This is a genomic window from Tessaracoccus luoxuelianae (genome assembly GCF_054483915.1).
The window spans coordinates 2,520,708-2,538,803 of the sequence record NZ_CM137013.1 but is presented as its reverse complement, the minus strand read 5'-3'; the positions used below and the strand labels follow the sequence as shown (position 1 = coordinate 2,538,803).

The following is an 18,096-nucleotide window of genomic DNA, read 5'->3' as shown; positions in this document are numbered from 1 at the left end:
CAGATAAGGAAGAGACACAGTCATGAGCACACCTACCGGAGTGACCCTCCCGCAGGGATTCCTCGCCTCGGGCGTCACGGCCGGCCTCAAGGCGAGCGGCCGCCCAGACCTCGCCGTCGTCCGGAACACCGGGCCGAGCATGGCGGCGGCCGGCGTCTTCACCTCGAACCGCGTCGTCGCGGCCCCGGTGAAGTGGTCGAGGCAGGCGGTCGAGGACGGACAGTTGCAGGCCGTGGTGCTCAACTCGGGCGGCGCAAACGCGTGCACGGGAGCGGACGGTTTCGCTGATTCGGCTGCGACGGCGTCGCGGGTCGCGGGGCAGCTCGGGCTCATCACTGACAACGTCGCGGTGTGCTCCACCGGGCTGATCGGGCTCCGGCTGCCGATGGACCTCCTGCTGCCGGGGGTCGACGACGCGTGCGCACACCTGTCGGATGACGGGGGCCCCGCCGCGGCCGTCGCCATCATGACCACCGACTCGGTCCCGAAGCAGGCAGGCATTCGGGTTGGGCCGTGGTCGATCGGAGGGATGGCCAAGGGAGCGGGCATGCTCGCCCCAGGCCTCGCGACCATGCTGGTGGTGCTCACCACCGACGCCGTCCTCGACGCGGGAAGCCTCGACGCCGCCCTGCGGGAGGCCACCCGGCTGAGCTTCGATCGGGCAGATTCCGATGGCTGCATGTCCACCAACGACACGGTGCTGCTGATGGCCAGCGGCGCCTCCGGGACAGCGCCGGAGCCCACCGAGTTCCAGGTGGCGCTGACCGCGATCTGCCAGGACCTCGCCCGGCAGTTGATCGCCGACGCCGAGGGCGCGGCCCACGAGATCTCCATCGAGGTGGTCGGTGCAGCGTCCGAGAGTGACGCGTTGACGGTCGGCCGGGAGATCGCCAGGTCCAACCTGTTCAAGTGCGCCATCTTCGGCGGCGATCCCAACTGGGGGAGGGTGCTCTCTGCCATCGGCGTCACCCACGCCACGTTCGACCCGGACGCCCTGGACGTCTCCTTCAACGGCATCATGGTGTGCCGGGCGGGCCAGATCGGCGACGACCGCGGCCTGGTGGACCTGTCGGGCCGTCAGGTCCACGTCCAGGTGGACCTGCATGCCGGCCGCGACACAGCGACGATCCTCACCAACGACCTCACCTACGACTACGTCAAGGAGAACGCGGAGTACTCCACCTGACCGCGGCGCTCCGCCGCACCTCCGCCTTCACGCTCCGCAACCCGAGGGACCTCCCATGATGACCAAGACCCGTATCCAGCAGCAGCCCGAGCTCATCGCCAAGGCGGGCACCCTCATCGAGGCGCTGCCCTGGCTGGCGGAGTACGCCGGGCAGACCGTCGTGATCAAGTACGGCGGGAACGCCATGACCGACGACGCGCTCAAGCGCGCCTTCGCCGAAGACATTGTGTTCCTGCGGCGCGTTGGCGTGAAGCCGGTCGTGGTGCACGGCGGCGGACCCCAGATCTCCTCAATGCTGGCGCGCCTCGACATCGCCTCGGAGTTCCGCGGCGGGCTCCGCGTCACCACCCCCGAGGCGATGGACGTGGTACGGATGGTGCTCGTCGGGCAGGTGGGGCGCGAGTTGGTCAATCTCATCAACCAGCACGGGGCGTTCGCCGTGGGCATGTCGGGCGAGGACGGCGGACTGTTCACCGCCAAGCGTCGCGGCCTGATGATCGATGACGAGGAGATAGACCTGGGGCTCGTCGGCGACGTGGAGTCGGTTGATCCGGCGGCCATCCTCGACCTGATCCAGGCTGGCCGCATCCCGGTGGTGGCCACCGTCGCCCCGGACGTCGAGGGGCAGGTGCACAACGTCAACGGCGACACGGCGGCAGCCGCGCTGGCGGTGGCGCTGGGGGCCAAGCGACTGGTGATGCTCACCAATGTGGCAGGTGTCTATGCCAACTACCCGGACGAGGAGTCGGTGATCACGCAGATCTCCACGCCCGAGGTGCGCGGAATGCTCCCGCGACTCGACGCGGGCATGATCCCCAAGATGGAGGCCTGCATCCGCGCCGTCGAGGGAGGCGTCACGTCCGCCACCGTCATCGACGGGCGGATCCCGCACTGCCTCCTGCTGGAGATATTCACCGACGAGGGCGTGGGCACCATGGTCACCAACGAGGGGGCAGCGGCATGAGCCAGGCAGATCTCCAGGCGCGGTACGGCGCTGTGATGATCAACGCGTTCGGCCCCCCGAAACGGGTGTTCGAGCGCGGTGAAGGGGTGCACCTCTACGACGCCGACGGCGCCCGCTATCTCGACCTCCTCTCCGGGCTCGCGGTCAACGGCCTCGGCCACAACCATCCAGGCGTCACCGCGGCCATCACGCGCCAGCTGGGCCACCTCGGCCACGTGTCCAACTTCTTCGCCAGCGAGCAGCAGATCCGCCTCGCCGAGCGGTTGGCTGCCTTCACGGGCGCGCCCGAGGCACGCGTGTTCTTCACCAACTCCGGAACGGAGGCCAACGAGGCGGCCTTCAAGCTGACGCGGCTCACGGGCCGTACCAAGCTGGTGGCCATGGAGGGCTCCTTCCACGGCCGCACCATGGGGGCCCTGGCGCTCACCCACAATCCCAAGTACCGCGAGCCTTTCGAACCTCTCCCCGGCGAGGTGACCTTCGTGCCCTTCGGCGATGTCGCCGCGCTGCGCGAGGCGGTGGACGACACGACGGCGGCAGTGGTGGTGGAGACCATCCAGGGGGAGAACGGCGTGGTCCCGGCGCCGGAGGGGTTCCTGGCCGCGGCGCGCGAGATCGCCACCGCGGCGGGCGCGCTGCTGTGGATCGACGAGGTGCAGACGGGGCTCGGCCGGTGCGGCGAGTACCTGGCGCACCGCGCTGAGGGCGTGGTGGCGGACCTGGTCACGCTGGCCAAGGGGCTCGGCAACGGTTTTCCGGTGGGTGCCTGCCTCGCCACAGGTTCTGCGGCGTCCCTGCTGCAGCCGGGGCAGCACGGCACCACCTTCGGCGGCAACCCGGTCGCTGCGGCCGCCGGACATGCCGTCCTCGATGCGTTGGAGGGCGGCGTCCTGGACAACGCCCGCACCACCGGGCGTTGGCTCGCCGACGCCATGCGGGATCTGGGTCATCCCCTGATCAGGGGAGTCAGGGGGCGGGGCCTGCTCCTCGGGGTGGTCCTGACCGATGAGGTGGCGGCGCGGGTGGCAGACGACGCGCTGGACGCGGGATTCATCATCAATGCGCCGCGCCCGAACGTCCTGCGGGTGGCGCCGCCGCTCATCTCCACGCCAGCAGAACTGCAGCCCTTCGTCGACGCGCTGCCGGGCCTCCTGGCGCCGCATGCCTGAAGTGACGAGGGCGGGACGGCTGGCCACGCTGCGCCAGCTGGTCAACGAGGCGCGTTACGCCTCGCAGGCGGATCTGATCGAGGCCTTGGCCGCGGAAGGCATCAGCGTGAGCCAGCCCACACTGTCCAAGGACCTTCTGGCGCTCGGCGCCATCAGGCAGCGGGCGGATGACGGCTCCCTCGTCTACGCCGCGGGCTCCGATGAAGGGCACGGAGCGACGATGGACAAGCTGGCCCGCCTGTGCGCGGAGATGCTCCAGTCGCTGCGTGCGGCCGGCAATCAGATCGTGCTGAAGGTGCCCCCGGGGGCCGCTCAGTATCTCGCCGCCAGCCTCGACGCCGCCGCGATGGCGGGCGTGATGGGTACGATCGCCGGGGATGACACCATCCTCGTCATCGCCGCAGACGAGGAGGCGGCCGACGGCGTGGTGCTGCGGATCTCCGAGATGACCAAGAGCGGACGACCAGGAAGAGGGCTTCTCGATGAGCACTGAGCAGGGACGACTCTGGGGCGGTCGATTCGCGGGGGGACCCAGCGAGGCCATGTTCGCGTTGAGCAAGTCCACGCAGTTCGACTGGCGGTTGGCGCTCCACGATGTGGCCGGGTCCCGGGCCCATGCCAAGGCCCTGCACGCCGCGGGACTGCTGGACGATCAGCAGGCGGCCGCCATGGACGAGGGTCTCGCGGAGCTATCCCGTCGGGTCGAGGCGCGCGAGTTCGTCGCCGCCGAGAGCGACGAGGACGTCCACGGCGCCCTGGAGCGCGGGTTGAAGGAGATCGTCGGCGCGGAGCTTGGAGGCCGGTTGCGGGCGGGACGCTCCCGCAACGACCAGATCGCCACCCTCATCCGCAGCTATCTGCGCGAGGAGGCCCGGCTGATCGCCCAGGACGTGGATCAGGTCATCGACGCGCTTGCCGCGCAAGCCCACCGGCATCTGGGCGTGGTGATGCCCGGCCGCACACACCTCCAGTCCGCGCAGCCCATCCTGCTGAGCCACCACCTACTGGCGCATGCCTGGCCGCTCGTCCGCGACATCGACCGCCTGCGCGACCTCGACCGCCGACTGGCGGTGAGCCCGTACGGCTCCGCGGCGCTCGCCGGCACCTCCCTGGGGCTGGACCCCGAGCTGGTCGCCCGCGAGCTCGGATTCGGCTCCTCCGTGCCCAACTCGATCGACGGCACCGCGGCACGGGACCTGATCGCCGAGGCCGCCTACGTGCTGGCCCAGATCGGTGTGGACCTGTCCCGCCTGGCGGAGGACGTGATCATCTGGTGCACCGCCGAGTTCGGATTCGCCAGCCTGGACGACGCCTGGTCCACGGGCAGTTCGATCATGCCGCAGAAGAAGAATCCGGATGTGGCGGAGCTCGCGCGCGGGAAGGCGGGGCGCCTGATCGGCAACCTGGCGGGGCTGCTCGCGACCCTGAAGGGGCTTCCTCTGGCGTACAACCGGGACCTCCAGGAGGACAAGGAGCCCATCTTCGACGGCGTGGACCAGCTTCACGTGCTGCTGCCCGCCGTCGCGGGCATGGTGGGGACCTTGACCTTCCATCCGGACCGGATGGCCGAGGTGGCGCCGAAGGGCTTCTCGTTGGCCACGGATGTGGCGGATCACCTCGTCCGCGCCCATGTACCGTTCGCCGTCGCCCACGAGGTAGCGGGGGAGACGGTGCGCTACTGCGAGGCGAGGGGCATCACGCTGCAGGAGCTCACCGCCGAGGACCTTCCCGCCATCTCGCCCCATCTCGACGGGTCGGTGCTGGCGGTCCTGACGGTGGAGGGATCCGTCGCCTCCAGGAATGGGCGGGGTGGCACGGCGCCGGATCGCGTGGGTGAGCAGCTCGAGGAGCTGCGCGCGGCCCAGGTGGAGCTCGCCGGGTTCCACGCAGGCTGAGCCCCGAGGAGCCCTCGGGCTATGCTGACCGGCGTGAACGCACTGCTCGACGACCTTCGCTGGCGTGGCCTGATTGCCCACTCGACGGACCCCGATGCGCTGGCGGCGCATCTGGACGACGGCCCGGTGAGGTTCTACGTGGGGTTCGATCCCACCGCGCAGAGCGTGCACACCGGCAACCTGGTCCAGCTTCTGCTGGCCCGAAGGCTTCAGGATGCGGGGCACCAGCCGTTCCTGCTGGTAGGCGGTGCTACGGGCCTCATCGGGGATCCGAAGCAGTCCGGCGAGCGTGTGATGAACTCAGCCGACGTCGTGGCGGGTTGGGTGGAGCGGATCCGGGCCCAGGTCGAGCGCTACGTCCTGTTCGAGGGGCCCAACGCCGCCACCATGGTCAACAACTTCGACTGGACCAGCCAGATGTCGGTCCTGGACTTCCTCCGCGACGTGGGCAAGCACTTCCCCGTCAACAGGATGCTCGCGCGCGACGTCGTCGCCCGGCGGCTGGAGTCCGGCATCTCGTACACGGAGTTTTCCTACGTGCTGCTGCAGTCGATGGACTACCGCGAGCTGCACAGGCGTCACGGCGTGACGCTGCAGACGGGCGGCTCGGACCAGTGGGGCAACCTGACCGCCGGGGTCGAGCTCATCCGGCGCAGCGACCAGGGGCACGTCCATGCCATGGCCACGCCACTGCTGACGAAGGCCGATGGCACCAAGTTCGGCAAGACCGAGGCCGGCACCGTCTGGCTCGATCCGACGTTGACCTCGCCGTACGCGTTCCATCAGTTCTTCCTCAACGCAGAGGATGCCAAGGTCATCGACTACCTCAAGGTGTTCTCGTTCCGCTCACGGGAGGAGATCGAGGCTCTCGAGCGCTCCGCGGTCGAGGCTCCGTTCAAGCGGGAGGCGCAGCGCGCCCTGGCAGACGACGTGACGGACCTTGTGCACGGAGTCGACGAGCGGCAGGCCGCGGTGCACGCCGCGGGAGCGCTCTTCGGGCGGGGGCAGCTGGAAGACCTGACGCCACAGACGCTGGAGACGGTGCTGAGTGAGGTGGGCGCCAAGAGCGTCGACGCGGACGTATCCATCGTCGACGCGCTGGCGCTGTCCGGCGTGGTCGAGTCGAAGGGCGCCGCGCGGCGCGCCATCGCCGAGGGCGGCGCCTACCTCAACAACGTGAAGGTGGAGGACCCGGAGCTCATGCTCACGCCCTCAACCCTCCTGCACGGGCGTTTCGCAGTCCTCCGACGAGGGCGCAAGACGGTGAGCGGGGTTTACCGCTCCTGAGTCACCCGCGTTCCGTCAAGCCCTCCACGCCGAGTGAGTTCACGGTGGCGCGGGTGCGCGCGGCGGAGGCCTGCATCTCGTCCTCCAGTGAGGTGCCCGCGGCCAGCTCGTCGGGGATCAGGTAGACGCGCGCGGGATTGCTGCTGCTGTGCTTGGTGATCATGGTGGGCGCATACTCGGCTGCGGTGGCGGCGAAGCCTCCTCCGCCCTGCTCGGTGAAGGTGACCTGGGCCACGTAGCCGTCGTAGGTGAGCGGCTGGGCCGGTCCACTTGAGGCGATGAGGTTTCCCGCTCCGTAGACCACCCATTTGTCGTTCACCCGATCGATGGGCTGGACGACGTGGGCGTGTTGACCGAAGAGGAAGTCCACGTAGGGCGAGGCGGTGACCTGTTCCGCATACAGGCGCTGCTGTTCGTTGATGCTGCTGGAGTACTCGTCGCCTGCGTGGATGTGCACCGCGACGAGGTCGGCGCCTGCCTCACGGGCACGCTGAGCCTGGGCGATGGCCAGGTCAGCGTCGAGCAGTTCGACCGACCACGGTTTGCCCTCGGCCTTCGGAATCCCGTTGAGGCCGTACGTCTGGCTGATGACGGCTACCTTGACGCCCGAGGCTGTGGTGTAGACGACGGGGGTGTTGGCCGCGGCCTCGGTGGCGTACGAGCCGGCGGTCATGATGCCCGCAGCCTGGTGCACGTCGATCGTGCGCACGAGGCCTTCCCATCCCGCGTCCATGGTGTGGTTCGACGCCGTGGTGCAGAGATCCCAGCCCACGGCCTTGATCGCGGGAGCGATCTCCTGGGGTGCCGCGAACAGGGGATAGTTCCGGAAGGGCCCGTCGACGGCGGCGAAGGGAACCTCCGAGTGGCAGATGGCCATGTCCGCCGCCGAGACGTAGCTCTGGAGCGATTCCAGCTGGGGGAGAAAATCGAAACGAGGGGCGCCTGTGACCTTGGCGTCCACCTCCGCACTGTTCCAGAGGGAGTTGTGCCACAGCAGGTCGCCGCTGACGTTGATCGTCACCGTCCGAGGGGGGACGGTGGTCGACGGCGCCGCGCTCGGGGACGGGGACGCGCTCCCACTGGCCTGCGGGGTTTGTCCGTCCTGCGAGACGGTGGACTGTGTGGCTTGTGGCTCATCAGGTCCGGCGGGGGACAACCCCATGGGCGCACAGCCCGTAGCCAGCAGGATCGCCAGGACCGGCCAAGGGGAACGGAGCGTCTTCATGGCGCAAGGCTACGCCGCGCCTTGAGGCACTCCCAAAGGCTCACCAGCGTCGAGTTGCACGGCCGCTGCGGGGTGTGTAAGGTTCATCAAGCTTCGACGGTGCACCGGACGATCAGGACGGACCCGAAGCCACCACCCAAACTCACAAGGTCGGGCGAGTGTGTGTTCAACAAGAACCCGCTCAAGGCCCGGGCGGCGAGTGCGGCCCCGAAGAAGTCGATTTGATCGGCCAGAGGGACTCGGGTAGTGTTCCACAGGTTGCTCCGGCAACCGGCAACAACTCAATAGCGGTCGGCCCCAAACCAAGCGGTTTGACAGGGGTGAGCAGAGTGAGTAACGTAGGACAAGCCGCGAAAGCGGAGTTCAAGGCTAAAAGCCCTAGTCAATAGGGATTTCAAGCCACTTGCAAGCAGCTCGAAGCTGTCAGAACGATTTGACAGGCCGAACGCAAGAGAGTAAAGTTGGACGAGCCGCCTAGCGGCAAACAACTAAACTGAGGAACTCGCCGATTTGACAGGCGAAACATTCCAAAGTAAAGTTGATCGAGTTGCCCCAAGCGGAAGTCGAGAGACAGAGGCGCGGGACGCACCCGAAACTTGAGAACTCAACAGCGTGCTTAAAGTCAATGCCAAAAATGCACATTGCAGGGCTTGCCTTGCAATTGCGAACCCGTCACGTGACCTCGGTCACGTACGGATTCCTTTGAATGAATATTGATAGATCCAGCAATGGATCCTGTCAGTTTCAAACCAAAATTAGATTGACGGTTAAACAGGCCTCGGCCTGCACCGATAAATTTCAATGGAGAGTTTGATCCTGGCTCAGGACGAACGCTGGCGGCGTGCTTAACACATGCAAGTCGAACGGTAAGGCCCCTTCGGGGGTACACGAGTGGCGAACGGGTGAGTAACACGTGAGTAACCTGCCCTTGACACTGGGATAACACCTGGAAACAGGTGCTAATACCGGATATGAACTTCCTCGGCATCGAGGAGGTTGTAAAGCTCCGGCGGTCAAGGATGGACTCGCGGCCTATCAGCTTGTTGGTGAGGTAACGGCTCACCAAGGCTTCGACGGGTAGCCGGCCTGAGAGGGCGACCGGCCACATTGGGACTGAGATACGGCCCAAACTCCTACGGGAGGCAGCAGTGGGGAATATTGCACAATGGGCGAAAGCCTGATGCAGCAACGCCGCGTGCGGGATGACGGCCTTCGGGTTGTAAACCGCTTTCAGCAGGGACGAAGCGAAAGTGACGGTACCTGCAGAAGAAGCGCCGGCTAACTACGTGCCAGCAGCCGCGGTGATACGTAGGGCGCAAGCGTTGTCCGGAATTATTGGGCGTAAAGAGCTTGTAGGCGGTTTGTCACGTCGGGAGTGAAAACTCAGGGCTCAACCCTGAGCCTGCTTCCGATACGGGCAGACTTGAGGAAGGTAGGGGAGAATGGAATTCCTGGTGAAGCGGTGGAATGCGTAGATATCAGGAGGAACACCAGTGGCGAAGGCGGTTCTCTGGACCTTTCCTGACGCTGAGAAGCGAAAGCGTGGGGAGCAAACAGGCTTAGATACCCTGGTAGTCCACGCCGTAAACGGTGGGTACTAGGTGTGGGGGACTTCCACGTTCTCCGTGCCGCAGCTAACGCATTAAGTACCCCGCCTGGGGAGTACGGCCGCAAGGCTAAAACTCAAAGGAATTGACGGGGCCCCGCACAAGCGGCGGAGCATGCGGATTAATTCGATGCAACGCGAAGAACCTTACCTGGGTTTGACATATGCCGGAAACATCTAGAGATAGATGCCCCTTTATGGTCGGTTTACAGGTGGTGCATGGCTGTCGTCAGCTCGTGTCGTGAGATGTTGGGTTAAGTCCCGCAACGAGCGCAACCCTCGTCCTATGTTGCCAGCGGATAATGCCGGGGACTCATAGGAGACCGCCGGGGTCAACTCGGAGGAAGGTGGGGATGACGTCAAGTCATCATGCCCCTTATGTCCAGGGCTTCACGCATGCTACAATGGCCGGTACAAAGAGCTGCAAACCTGCAAGGGTAAGCGAATCTCAAAAAGCCGGTCTCAGTTCGGATTGGGGTCTGCAACTCGACCCCATGAAGTCGGAGTCGCTAGTAATCGCAGATCAGCAACGCTGCGGTGAATACGTTCCCGGGGCTTGTACACACCGCCCGTCAAGTCATGAAAGTCGGTAACACCCGAAGCCGGTGGCCTAACCCTTGTGGAGGGAGCCGTCGAAGGTGGGACCGGTAATTAGGACTAAGTCGTAACAAGGTAGCCGTACCGGAAGGTGCGGCTGGATCACCTCCTTTCTAAGGAGCCTCAGACTGAGCGCATAGCGTCTCAGTCCAATGTCTGATTCCGAAGCATTCGTCTTCGGTCAGGCAGGCACCGGAATCGTGGAACATTGACCATTAAGTGAAGTGGAGTCGGTCTGTCAGTACAACCTGAGCAATCAGGAGTGGAAAGTCAGTCAGACGAAGCGACACCTGAGCACGCTGTTGGGTCCTGAAGGGTCGGTTGCGCAAGCAACCCCTTTCAACGCGGACCAGGTCGAAAGGCATCTATGATGCCGGCCAGCCTGGGCCCGCCCGTATCTTGAGAACTTCACAGTGGACGCGAGCATCTTTGTAGATTAACAAGCTACTAAGTGCGATCGGTGGATGCCTTGGCACCAAGAGCCGAAGAAGGACGTTGTAACCTGCGATAAGCCTCGGGGAGCTGGTAAACGAGCTTTGATCCGAGGATTTCCGAATAGGGAAACCTTGAAATACCGGAGTCATGTCCGGCAACCTCTGCCTGAACACATAGGGCAGTTGGAGGGAACGCGGGGAAGTGAAACATCTCAGTACCCGCAGGAAGAGAAAACAACCGTGATTCCGTGAGTAGTGGCGAGCGAAAGCGGAAGAGGCCAAACCTCAATTGTGTGATAGCTGACAGGCGTTGCAATTGGGGTGTAGTGGGGCCGTTCAGACTGTGCTGTCAAGCAGTCAGAGAGTAAAAAATGATTAACGAAGTCGAAGTGTGCTGCGAAGGCCACAGCAAAGAAGGTAACACTCCTGTAGACGTAAGTTATTCACTCTCGAGCGTAACCCCAAGTAATGCGGAACCCCTGAAATTCCGCATGAATCTGGCGGGACCATCCGCTAAGCCTAAATACTCCTTGGTGACCGATAGCGGACAAGTACCGTGAGGGAAAGGTGAAAAGTACCCCGGGAGGGGAGTGAAATAGTACCTGAAACCGATCGCATACAATCCGTCGGAGCCCGCAAGGGTGACGGCGTGCCTTTTGAAGAATGAGCCTGCGAGTTAGTGGTATGTGGCGAGGTTAACCCGTGTGGGGAAGCCGTAGCGAAAGCAAGTCCTAATAGGGCGATTCAGTCGCATGCTCTAGACCCGAAGCGGAGTGATCTATCCATGGCCAGGGTGAAGCGACGGTAAGACGTCGTGGAGGCCCGAACTCACTTGGGTTGAAAACCGAGGAGATGAGCTGTGGATAGGGGTGAAAGGCCAATCAAACTCCGTGATAGCTGGTTCTCCCCGAAATGCATTTAGGTGCAGCGTCGCATGTTTCTTACCGGAGGTAGAGCACTGAATGGTCTAGGGGGCCCAAAAGCTTACCGAAATCAGTCAAACTCCGAATGCCGGTAAGTGAGAGTGCGGCAGTGAGACTGTGGGGGATAAGCTTCATAGTCGAGAGGGAAACAGCCCAGATCATCAGCTAAGGCCCCTAAGCGATAACTAAGTGGAAAAGGATGTGGAGTTGCGGAGACAACCAGGAGGTTGGCTTGGAAGCAGCCACCCTTGAAAGAGTGCGTAATAGCTCACTGGTCAAGTGATTCTGCGCCGACAATTTAGCGGGGCTCAAGTTATCCGCCGAAGCTATGGCATTCATACGCATGACCGTAAGGTTGTATGGATGGGTAGGGGAGCGTCGTGTGCACAGTGAAGCGGCGGGGTAACCCAGCCGTGGAGAGCACACGAGTGAGAATGCAGGCATGAGTAGCGAATGACGGGTGAGAAACCCGTCCGCCGAATATCCAAGGGTTCCAGGGTCAAGCTAATCTGCCCTGGGTAAGTCGGGACCTAAGGCGAGGCCGACAGGCGTAGTCGATGGACAACGGGTTGATATTCCCGTACCGGCGAAATATCGCCAATGCTGAGGCGAGTAATGCTAAGCACGCAAGGTCAACGGAGGTCTTCGGACCGAGGTTGACTGAGTCTGCGACCCAAACTTGTATTAGGCAAGCTGCGGAGGGACGCAGGAAGGTAGCTCTTCTCGGGTTTGGATATCCCCGGGCTAAGTGCGTAGGGCGAAACGTAGGCAAATCCGCGTTTCATGTGCCTGAGACATGATGGGTCGATTACTTTGGTAATCGTAAGAGTGATCCTATGCTGCCTAGAAAAGCTTCGTGAGCGAGATATTAGCCGCCCGTACCCCAAACCGACACAGGTGGATAGGTAGAGAATACTAAGGCGATCGAGATAACCATGGTGAAGGAACTCGGCAAAATACCCCCGTAACTTCGGAATAAGGGGGACCTGAGACGTATTAGAATTTACTTCGAAAGCGTCGAGGGTCGCAGAGACCAGGCCCAAGCGACTGTTTACTAAAAACACAGGTCCGTGCTAAGTCGTAAGACGATGTATACGGACTGACTCCTGCCCGGTGCTGGAAGGTTAAGGGGAAGGGTTAGCTTCGGCGAAGCCTTGAACTTAAGCCCCAGTAAACGGCGGTGGTAACTATAACCATCCTAAGGTAGCGAAATTCCTTGTCGGGTAAGTTCCGACCTGCACGAATGGAGTAACGACTTGGGCGCTGTCTCCACCATGGACTCGGCGAAATTGCACTACGAGTAAAGATGCTCGTTACGCGCAGCAGGACGGAAAGACCCCGGGACCTTCACTATAGTTTGGTATTGGTGATCGGAGTGACTTGTGTAGGATAGGTGGGAGACTTTGAAGCTTGGACGCCAGTTCAGGTGGAGTCATCGTTGAAATACCACTCTGGTCACTTTGGTTATCTAACCTAGGTCCATTATCTGGATCAGGGACAGTGCCTGATGGGTAGTTTGACTGGGGCGGTCGCCTCCTAAAAGGTAACGGAGGCGCCCAAAGGTTCCCTCAGCCTGGTTGGCAATCAGGTTTCGAGTGTAAGTGCACAAGGGAGCTTGACTGCGAGAGAGACATCTCAAGCAGGGACGAAAGTCGGGACTAGTGATCTTCTGGTGGCACATGGAAGCGCCAGGACTCAACGGATAAAAGGTACCCCGGGGATAACAGGCTGATCTTGCCCGAGCGTCCATAGCGACGGCATGGTTTGGCACCTCGATGTCGGCTCGTCGCATCCTGGGGCTGGAGTCGGTCCCAAGGGTTGGGCTGTTCGCCCATTAAAGCGGCACGCGAGCTGGGTTTAGAACGTCGTGAGACAGTTCGGTCCCTATCCGCTGCGCGCGTAGGAGTCTTGAGAAGAGCTGTCCTTAGTACGAGAGGACCGGGACGGACTAACCTCTGGTGTGCCAGTTGTTCTACCAAGAGCACGGCTGGTTGGCTACGTTGGGAAGTGATAACCGCTGAAAGCATCTAAGCGGGAAGCACGCTTCAAGATGAGGGCTCCCACAGAATAATCTGGTAAGGCCCCCTATAGACCATGGGGTGATAGGTCGGATGTGGAAGTGCAGCAATGCACGGAGCTGACCGATACTAATAGGCCGAGGGCTTGTTCTACAAAGATGCTACGCGTCCACTGTGAGGTTCCCGAGATACGGTCGGGAACCGTCGACAACTGAAACTGTCGCGGATTACCGACACTATTTCAATAGTGTTTCGGTGGCCATAGCGAGAGGGAAACACCCGGTCCCATCCCGAACCCGGAAGTTAAGCCTCTCAGCGCCGATGGTACTGCAAGGGGGACCTTGTGGGAGACTAGGACGCCGCCGGACTTAAAAAACCCCCTGACTTCGGTCAGGGGGTTTTTTGTTTTCCACACCCAGAGTTCGCCTGGGACTCACGGCCGACTTCTGGCGCCTCATGCTGTGAGCGATTGGGCGGAACTGGCCTTGCCTGAGAAGATGGATGTATGTCTACTGATAACTCCACACCGAGTGACGATCGCCGAGGCGCCGGCGACGGCCGACCACAGCGCGACCACGGAGGTCACCAGGGCGGGGAGAACCGTGGGGCTCCGCGCCGGGACGACGATCGTGGTGGGTCGCGTCCGGATGGTGGGCGTGAGTGGGACAACCGTGGCGGATCACGCCCCGAGGGTGAGCGTCGCCAGTGGGACAACCGCAGCGACAACCGTGGCGGACCCCGTCGCGATGACAACCGTGGCGGATCACGCCCCGAGGGTGAACGTCGCCAGTGGGACAACCGCGGCGGACCCCGTCGCGATGACAACCGTGGCGGATCACGCCCCGAGGGCGAACGCCGTCAGTGGGACAACCGCAGCGACAACCGCGGCGGATCACGCCCCGAAGGTGGGCGTGAGTGGGACAACCGTGGCGGATCACGCCCCGAAGGTGGGCGTGAGTGGGACAACCGTGGCGGATCACGCCCCGAGGGTGAGCGTCGCCAGTGGGACAACCGCAGCGACAACCGTGGCGGACCCCGTCGCGATGACAACCGTGGCGGATCACGCCCCGAGGGCGAACGCCGCCAGTGGGACAACCGCAGCGACAACCGCGGCGGATCACGCCCGGATGGTGAGCGTCGTCAGTGGGACAACCGCGGCGACAACCGTGGTGGGTCCCGTCCGGATGGTGAGCGTCGTCAGTGGGACAACCGCGGCGACAACCGTGGTGGGTCCCGTCCGGATGGTGAGCGTCGCCAGTGGGACAACCGCAGCGACAACCGTGGCGGACCCCGTCGCGATGACAACCGTGGCGGATCACGCCCCGAGGGCGAACGCCGTCAGTGGGACAACCGCAGCGACAACCGCGGCGGATCACGCCCGGATGGTGAGCGTCGCCAGTGGGACAACCGCAGCGATAACCGTGGCGGGCCTCGTCGCGATGACAACCGTGGTGGGTTGCGTCCGGATGGTGAGCGTCGTCAGTGGGACAACCGTGGCGACAGCCGTGGTGGGTCCCGTCCGGATGGCGAACGCCGTCAGTGGGACAACCGCAGCGACAACCGCGGCGGATCACGCCCGGATGGTGAGCGTCGCCAGTGGGACAACCGCAGCGATAACCGTGGCGGGCCTCGTCGCGATGACAACCGTGGTGGGTTGCGTCCGGATGGTGAGCGTCGTCAGTGGGACAACCGTGGCGACAGCCGTGGTGGGTCCCGTCGGGATGACAACCGTGGTGGATCACGCCCCGAGGGTGGTGACCGCCCGCAGCGGACTCAGCGTGACGGCGAAGAACGCACCTATCGCCCCGGGACAGCACCGAAGATCGACGAACCGGCGACGCCGTCGGGCTTCGTGGAGTCCGAGTTGCCCGTGGGCGTGCGCGCCGAACTGAAGGGTCTGCCCAAGGACCTGGCTGATATCGTCGGAGCCCACATCTGGGCAGCCGGTCAGCTGGTGGACGAGGATCCCGAACTCGCGTTCCGGCACGCTGAGGCCGCGAGGCGCAGAGCGGGCCGGCTCCCGATCGTCCGCGAGGCGGCCGCGGAGACCGCCTACGCTGCCGGTGAATACGCGATCGCGTTGCGTGAATTCAGGGCGATTCGTCGGATGTCCGGGGGCGATCAGCTGATCCCCGTCATCGCCGACTGTGAACGCGCCCTCGGCCGGCCGCGCGATGCCCTCGAGGTCCTGGCCGAGCTCGATCCGAAGACCAAGGACATATGGCTGAGGATGGAGTGCCTCCTGGTTGAGGCGGGCATCCGCGCCGATCTCGGCCAGCGGGCTGAGGCGATGCGACTTCTGCAGGCCGCGATCAGCCGCAAGGTCGGGCCCCCGTTCGGCCAGGCACGTCTCCGCTACGCCTACGCCAACCTTCTCGAGGAGGAGGGCGATGTGGAGGGAGCCCGGGAGTGGTTCAGCTCTGCGGCGGCCCTCGATCAGGGCGCGGAGCTGGACACCTCGGATCGAATCGCTCAGCTCGACGGTGTGGTCCTGCCAGACTTCACGCCTGACGAGGAGGATGACGACGAGTCCGAGGGTGATGTGGGCGATGAGTCTCGCGACACCGAGGTCGAGCCAGAGGATTCGGAACTCGAGGGCGACGAACCCGAGGGTGACGAGGACGATGAGTCTCGCGACACCGAGGCCGAGCCGCAGCAACCCGAACTCGAGGGCGACGAACCCGAACTCCAGGTGGTTGAGCCGGAGCTCGACTTCGAGCCGGAGCCGCAGCTCGACCTGGAGGTCGAGCCGGAGCCCGAGCGTGACGTCGAGGCTGAGGGCGTCGATGATGAGCAGCTCAGCGAGGATGAGCCTTCGGGCGCTGATGAGGACGAGGAGCGGGCCGCCGAAGACGGCGGTGTCGCGGAGCAGGAGCAGGACTGATGCTGGCCTTGGCAGCCGCCTATGACGCGGCGCTGTTCGATCTCGACGGGGTGATCTACCTGGGCCCCTACGCCGTCGAGGGGGTTGCCGAGGCGCTCGACGAGCTCCGCTCACGTGGCACCCGCCTGGGCTTCGTCACCAACAACGCCGCACGCACCCCCGCGACGGTGGCAGAGCACCTGACGGAGCTCGGGATCCACGCGGAGGAGGCCGACGTGGTCAACTCGACGCAGGCGACGCTGCGCATGCTGGAGGCGGACCTCCCCGCCGGATCTCGCGTCCTCGCCGTCGGGACCAACGCGCTCGAGGAACAGTTGAGCGGGGCCGGGTTCACCGTCGTCGGCTCACTCGACGATGACCCGGTCGCCGTCGTGCAGGGGTACAGCCCGACGATCGCCTGGCATCGGCTCGAAGAGGCCGCCCTGGCGGTTCAGCGAGGGGCCGCCTGGTACGCCACCAATCCGGATCTCACCCGCCCGTCGGACCGCGGAATCGTTCCCGGCCTCGGGTCGCAGCTCGCCGTGGTGCGGGTCTGCGTGGACGTGGATCCCAAGATCGCAGGCAAGCCATTTCGTCCACTCCTTGACGAAACCGTCCGGCGCATCGGCGCGGACCGCCCGATCTTCGTCGGGGATCGCACCGACACGGACATTCTCGGCGCCAACACGGTGGCCATGGACTCCCTGTTCGTCTTCACCGGTGCCCACGGCAAGGCAGACCTCGCCGATGCTCGACCCGAGTACCGGCCCACCTACATCGGATACGACGCCTCCGCCCTGCTGGAGCCTCCGCGCGAGGTGGAGATCATCGGGCAGCGGTTTGTCTGCGGCTACCAGGAAGTCGACCTCATGGACGACCACGGCTACCTCTCGACGAAGCCGGTGACCCGGGACGAGCAGCTCGATGCCCTCTGGGCTGGGCTGCAGGCCAGATGGCGCTACGGCGTCGACATCTCGGCCGTGCTGAACTCCCTCGACACACTCAGGTGAGCGTCCCCACGCCGCGCGCCGCCGCGCCGTCGGACGTGCGCCGCAGCGAGGTGGTCGTCAGCGTCATGGCCGGCCTCGAGGGCGTCGAGGAGCTGCCTGTGGAGGAGCAGACCGCGAGATTGACCGAGGCACAGGCAGTCCTCGCGGGCGTGCTCAACAACGACCCCGGCGTTGGCCAGCCGGGTATCCCCGGCGTGGGCCGTGAGGCTTGATCTAGCGCTCGTCGACCGCCGGCTCGCCCGGTCGCGGACACACGCCTCCCTCCTGATCGCCGATGGGCGCGCCACCGTCAACGGGCGCGTGGTGAGGAAACCGTCCACACCCGTCGGCCCAGCCGATGTCCTCACCGCCGACGCCGAGCCGTGGGTCTCCCGCGCGGCCCACAAGCTGATCGGAGCGCTGGACGGAGCGGGGATCTCCGTGCAGGGGCGCGTGCTCGACGCCGGCGCCTCCACGGGCGGCTTCACCCAGGTCTGCCTCGAGCGAGGTGCGTCGCTGGTCTACGCCGTCGACGTGGGTCACGGGCAGCTGGCCCCCGCGCTGCGGGCCGATCCGCGGGTGCGGGTCCACGAAGGACTCAACCTCCGCTCATTGACCCTGGACCACATCGACGGTGTGCCGGTGGACCTCGTCGTCGGCGACGTGTCGTTCATCTCCCTGCGCCTGCTGTTGCCGCAGCTCCTCTCCGTTCTGGCGCACGATGGGGAGGCGTTACTGCTGGTCAAGCCGCAATTCGAGGTTGGACGGGAACTCCTGGGCAGCGGCGGACTGGTCCGCGACGACGACGCGAGACGCCGCTGCGTCGACGATGTGGTGCTGGCAGCCAACGAGCTGGGGTGGAGCGAGCGCTGGCGTGCCCGCAGCGCCCTCCCAGGGGCGTCCGGAAACGTGGAGTACTTCGTGCATCTCACTCGGTAGG

12 protein-coding genes and 3 rRNA genes are annotated in these 18,096 nt (G+C 64.4%); 14 read left to right on the top strand and 1 reads right to left on the bottom strand.

Going from position 1 to position 18,096, the window contains the following annotated elements:
* The first annotated feature begins 22 nt into the window (after window positions 1–22).
* Genes argJ through tyrS form a run of 6 tightly spaced genes read left to right on the top strand, consistent with a single transcriptional unit; the run spans window position 23 to window position 6,501 of the window.
* On the top strand, window positions 23–1,186 hold the full coding sequence (argJ, locus tag ACX1D1_RS11580; RefSeq protein WP_182783892.1) for a bifunctional glutamate N-acetyltransferase/amino-acid acetyltransferase ArgJ: 1,164 nt from the start codon (window positions 23–25) through the stop codon (window positions 1,184–1,186).
* 58 nt (window positions 1,187–1,244) lie between these two features.
* Window positions 1,245–2,150, top strand: coding sequence for an acetylglutamate kinase (argB, locus tag ACX1D1_RS11575; protein ID WP_182784032.1), 906 nt, complete (start codon window positions 1,245–1,247; stop codon window positions 2,148–2,150).
* Complete coding sequence (locus tag ACX1D1_RS11570) at window positions 2,147–3,319, top strand: acetylornithine transaminase (protein WP_459054646.1); 1,173 nt, start codon at window positions 2,147–2,149, stop codon at window positions 3,317–3,319. The genes argB and ACX1D1_RS11570 overlap by 4 nt, the downstream gene beginning before the upstream one ends.
* On the top strand, window positions 3,312–3,812 hold the full coding sequence (locus ACX1D1_RS11565; protein WP_182783896.1) for an arginine repressor: 501 nt from the start codon (window positions 3,312–3,314) through the stop codon (window positions 3,810–3,812). Before ACX1D1_RS11570 ends, ACX1D1_RS11565 begins: the two co-directional genes overlap by 8 nt.
* Window positions 3,802–5,214 carry an argininosuccinate lyase gene (gene argH, locus ACX1D1_RS11560; RefSeq protein WP_459054645.1) on the top strand — a complete coding sequence of 471 codons (1,413 nt, stop codon included), beginning with the start codon at window positions 3,802–3,804 and terminating at the stop codon, window positions 5,212–5,214. Before ACX1D1_RS11565 ends, argH begins: the two co-directional genes overlap by 11 nt.
* Window positions 5,215–5,247: 33 nt before the next feature.
* Window positions 5,248–6,501, top strand: a complete 1,254-nt coding sequence (tyrS, locus tag ACX1D1_RS11555) for a tyrosine--tRNA ligase (protein WP_459054644.1) — start codon at window positions 5,248–5,250, stop codon at window positions 6,499–6,501.
* A 1-nt stretch (window position 6,502) separates the two neighbouring features.
* Here the strand turns inward: tyrS and ACX1D1_RS11550 are convergent, their stop codons facing one another.
* Entirely contained in the window at window positions 6,503–7,522 is a 1,020-nt protein-coding gene (locus ACX1D1_RS11550) for a CapA family protein (RefSeq protein ID WP_182783902.1), read from the bottom strand.
* A 1,002-nt stretch (window positions 7,523–8,524) separates the two neighbouring features.
* On the opposite strand from ACX1D1_RS11550, the gene ACX1D1_RS11545 reads away from it, so the two are divergent.
* The 8 genes from ACX1D1_RS11545 (at window position 8,525) to ACX1D1_RS11510 (ending at window position 18,095) form a co-directional block, all read left to right on the top strand.
* A 16S ribosomal RNA gene (locus tag ACX1D1_RS11545) occupies window positions 8,525–10,042 on the top strand.
* A gap of 324 nt (window positions 10,043–10,366) precedes the next feature.
* Window positions 10,367–13,457: ribosomal RNA gene (locus ACX1D1_RS11540) — 23S ribosomal RNA — on the top strand.
* Between the two features lie 98 nt (window positions 13,458–13,555).
* Window positions 13,556–13,672: ribosomal RNA gene (rrf, locus tag ACX1D1_RS11535) — 5S ribosomal RNA — on the top strand.
* The 16S, 23S and 5S rRNA genes sit together here, the layout of an rRNA operon.
* Window positions 13,673–13,834: 162 nt before the next feature.
* The gene (locus ACX1D1_RS11530) at window positions 13,835–15,196 is read left to right on the top strand and encodes a hypothetical protein (protein WP_459054643.1); all 1,362 of its coding nucleotides are present in this window, start codon (window positions 13,835–13,837) and stop codon (window positions 15,194–15,196) included.
* Window positions 15,181–16,188, top strand: a complete 1,008-nt coding sequence (locus ACX1D1_RS11525; protein WP_459054642.1) for a hypothetical protein — start codon at window positions 15,181–15,183, stop codon at window positions 16,186–16,188. The genes ACX1D1_RS11530 and ACX1D1_RS11525 overlap by 16 nt, the downstream gene beginning before the upstream one ends.
* On the top strand, window positions 16,188–17,177 hold the full coding sequence (locus ACX1D1_RS11520) for an HAD-IIA family hydrolase (RefSeq protein ID WP_182783908.1): 990 nt from the start codon (window positions 16,188–16,190) through the stop codon (window positions 17,175–17,177). The genes ACX1D1_RS11525 and ACX1D1_RS11520 overlap by 1 nt, the downstream gene beginning before the upstream one ends.
* Window positions 17,174–17,389 (top strand): hypothetical protein, encoded by a 216-nt coding sequence (locus ACX1D1_RS11515; protein ID WP_182783910.1) that lies wholly within the window; start codon window positions 17,174–17,176, stop codon window positions 17,387–17,389. The genes ACX1D1_RS11520 and ACX1D1_RS11515 overlap by 4 nt, the downstream gene beginning before the upstream one ends.
* Window positions 17,379–18,095 carry a TlyA family RNA methyltransferase gene (locus ACX1D1_RS11510; protein ID WP_459054641.1) on the top strand — a complete coding sequence of 239 codons (717 nt, stop codon included), beginning with the start codon at window positions 17,379–17,381 and terminating at the stop codon, window positions 18,093–18,095. The genes ACX1D1_RS11515 and ACX1D1_RS11510 overlap by 11 nt, the downstream gene beginning before the upstream one ends.
* Window position 18,096: the final 1 nt, after the last annotated feature.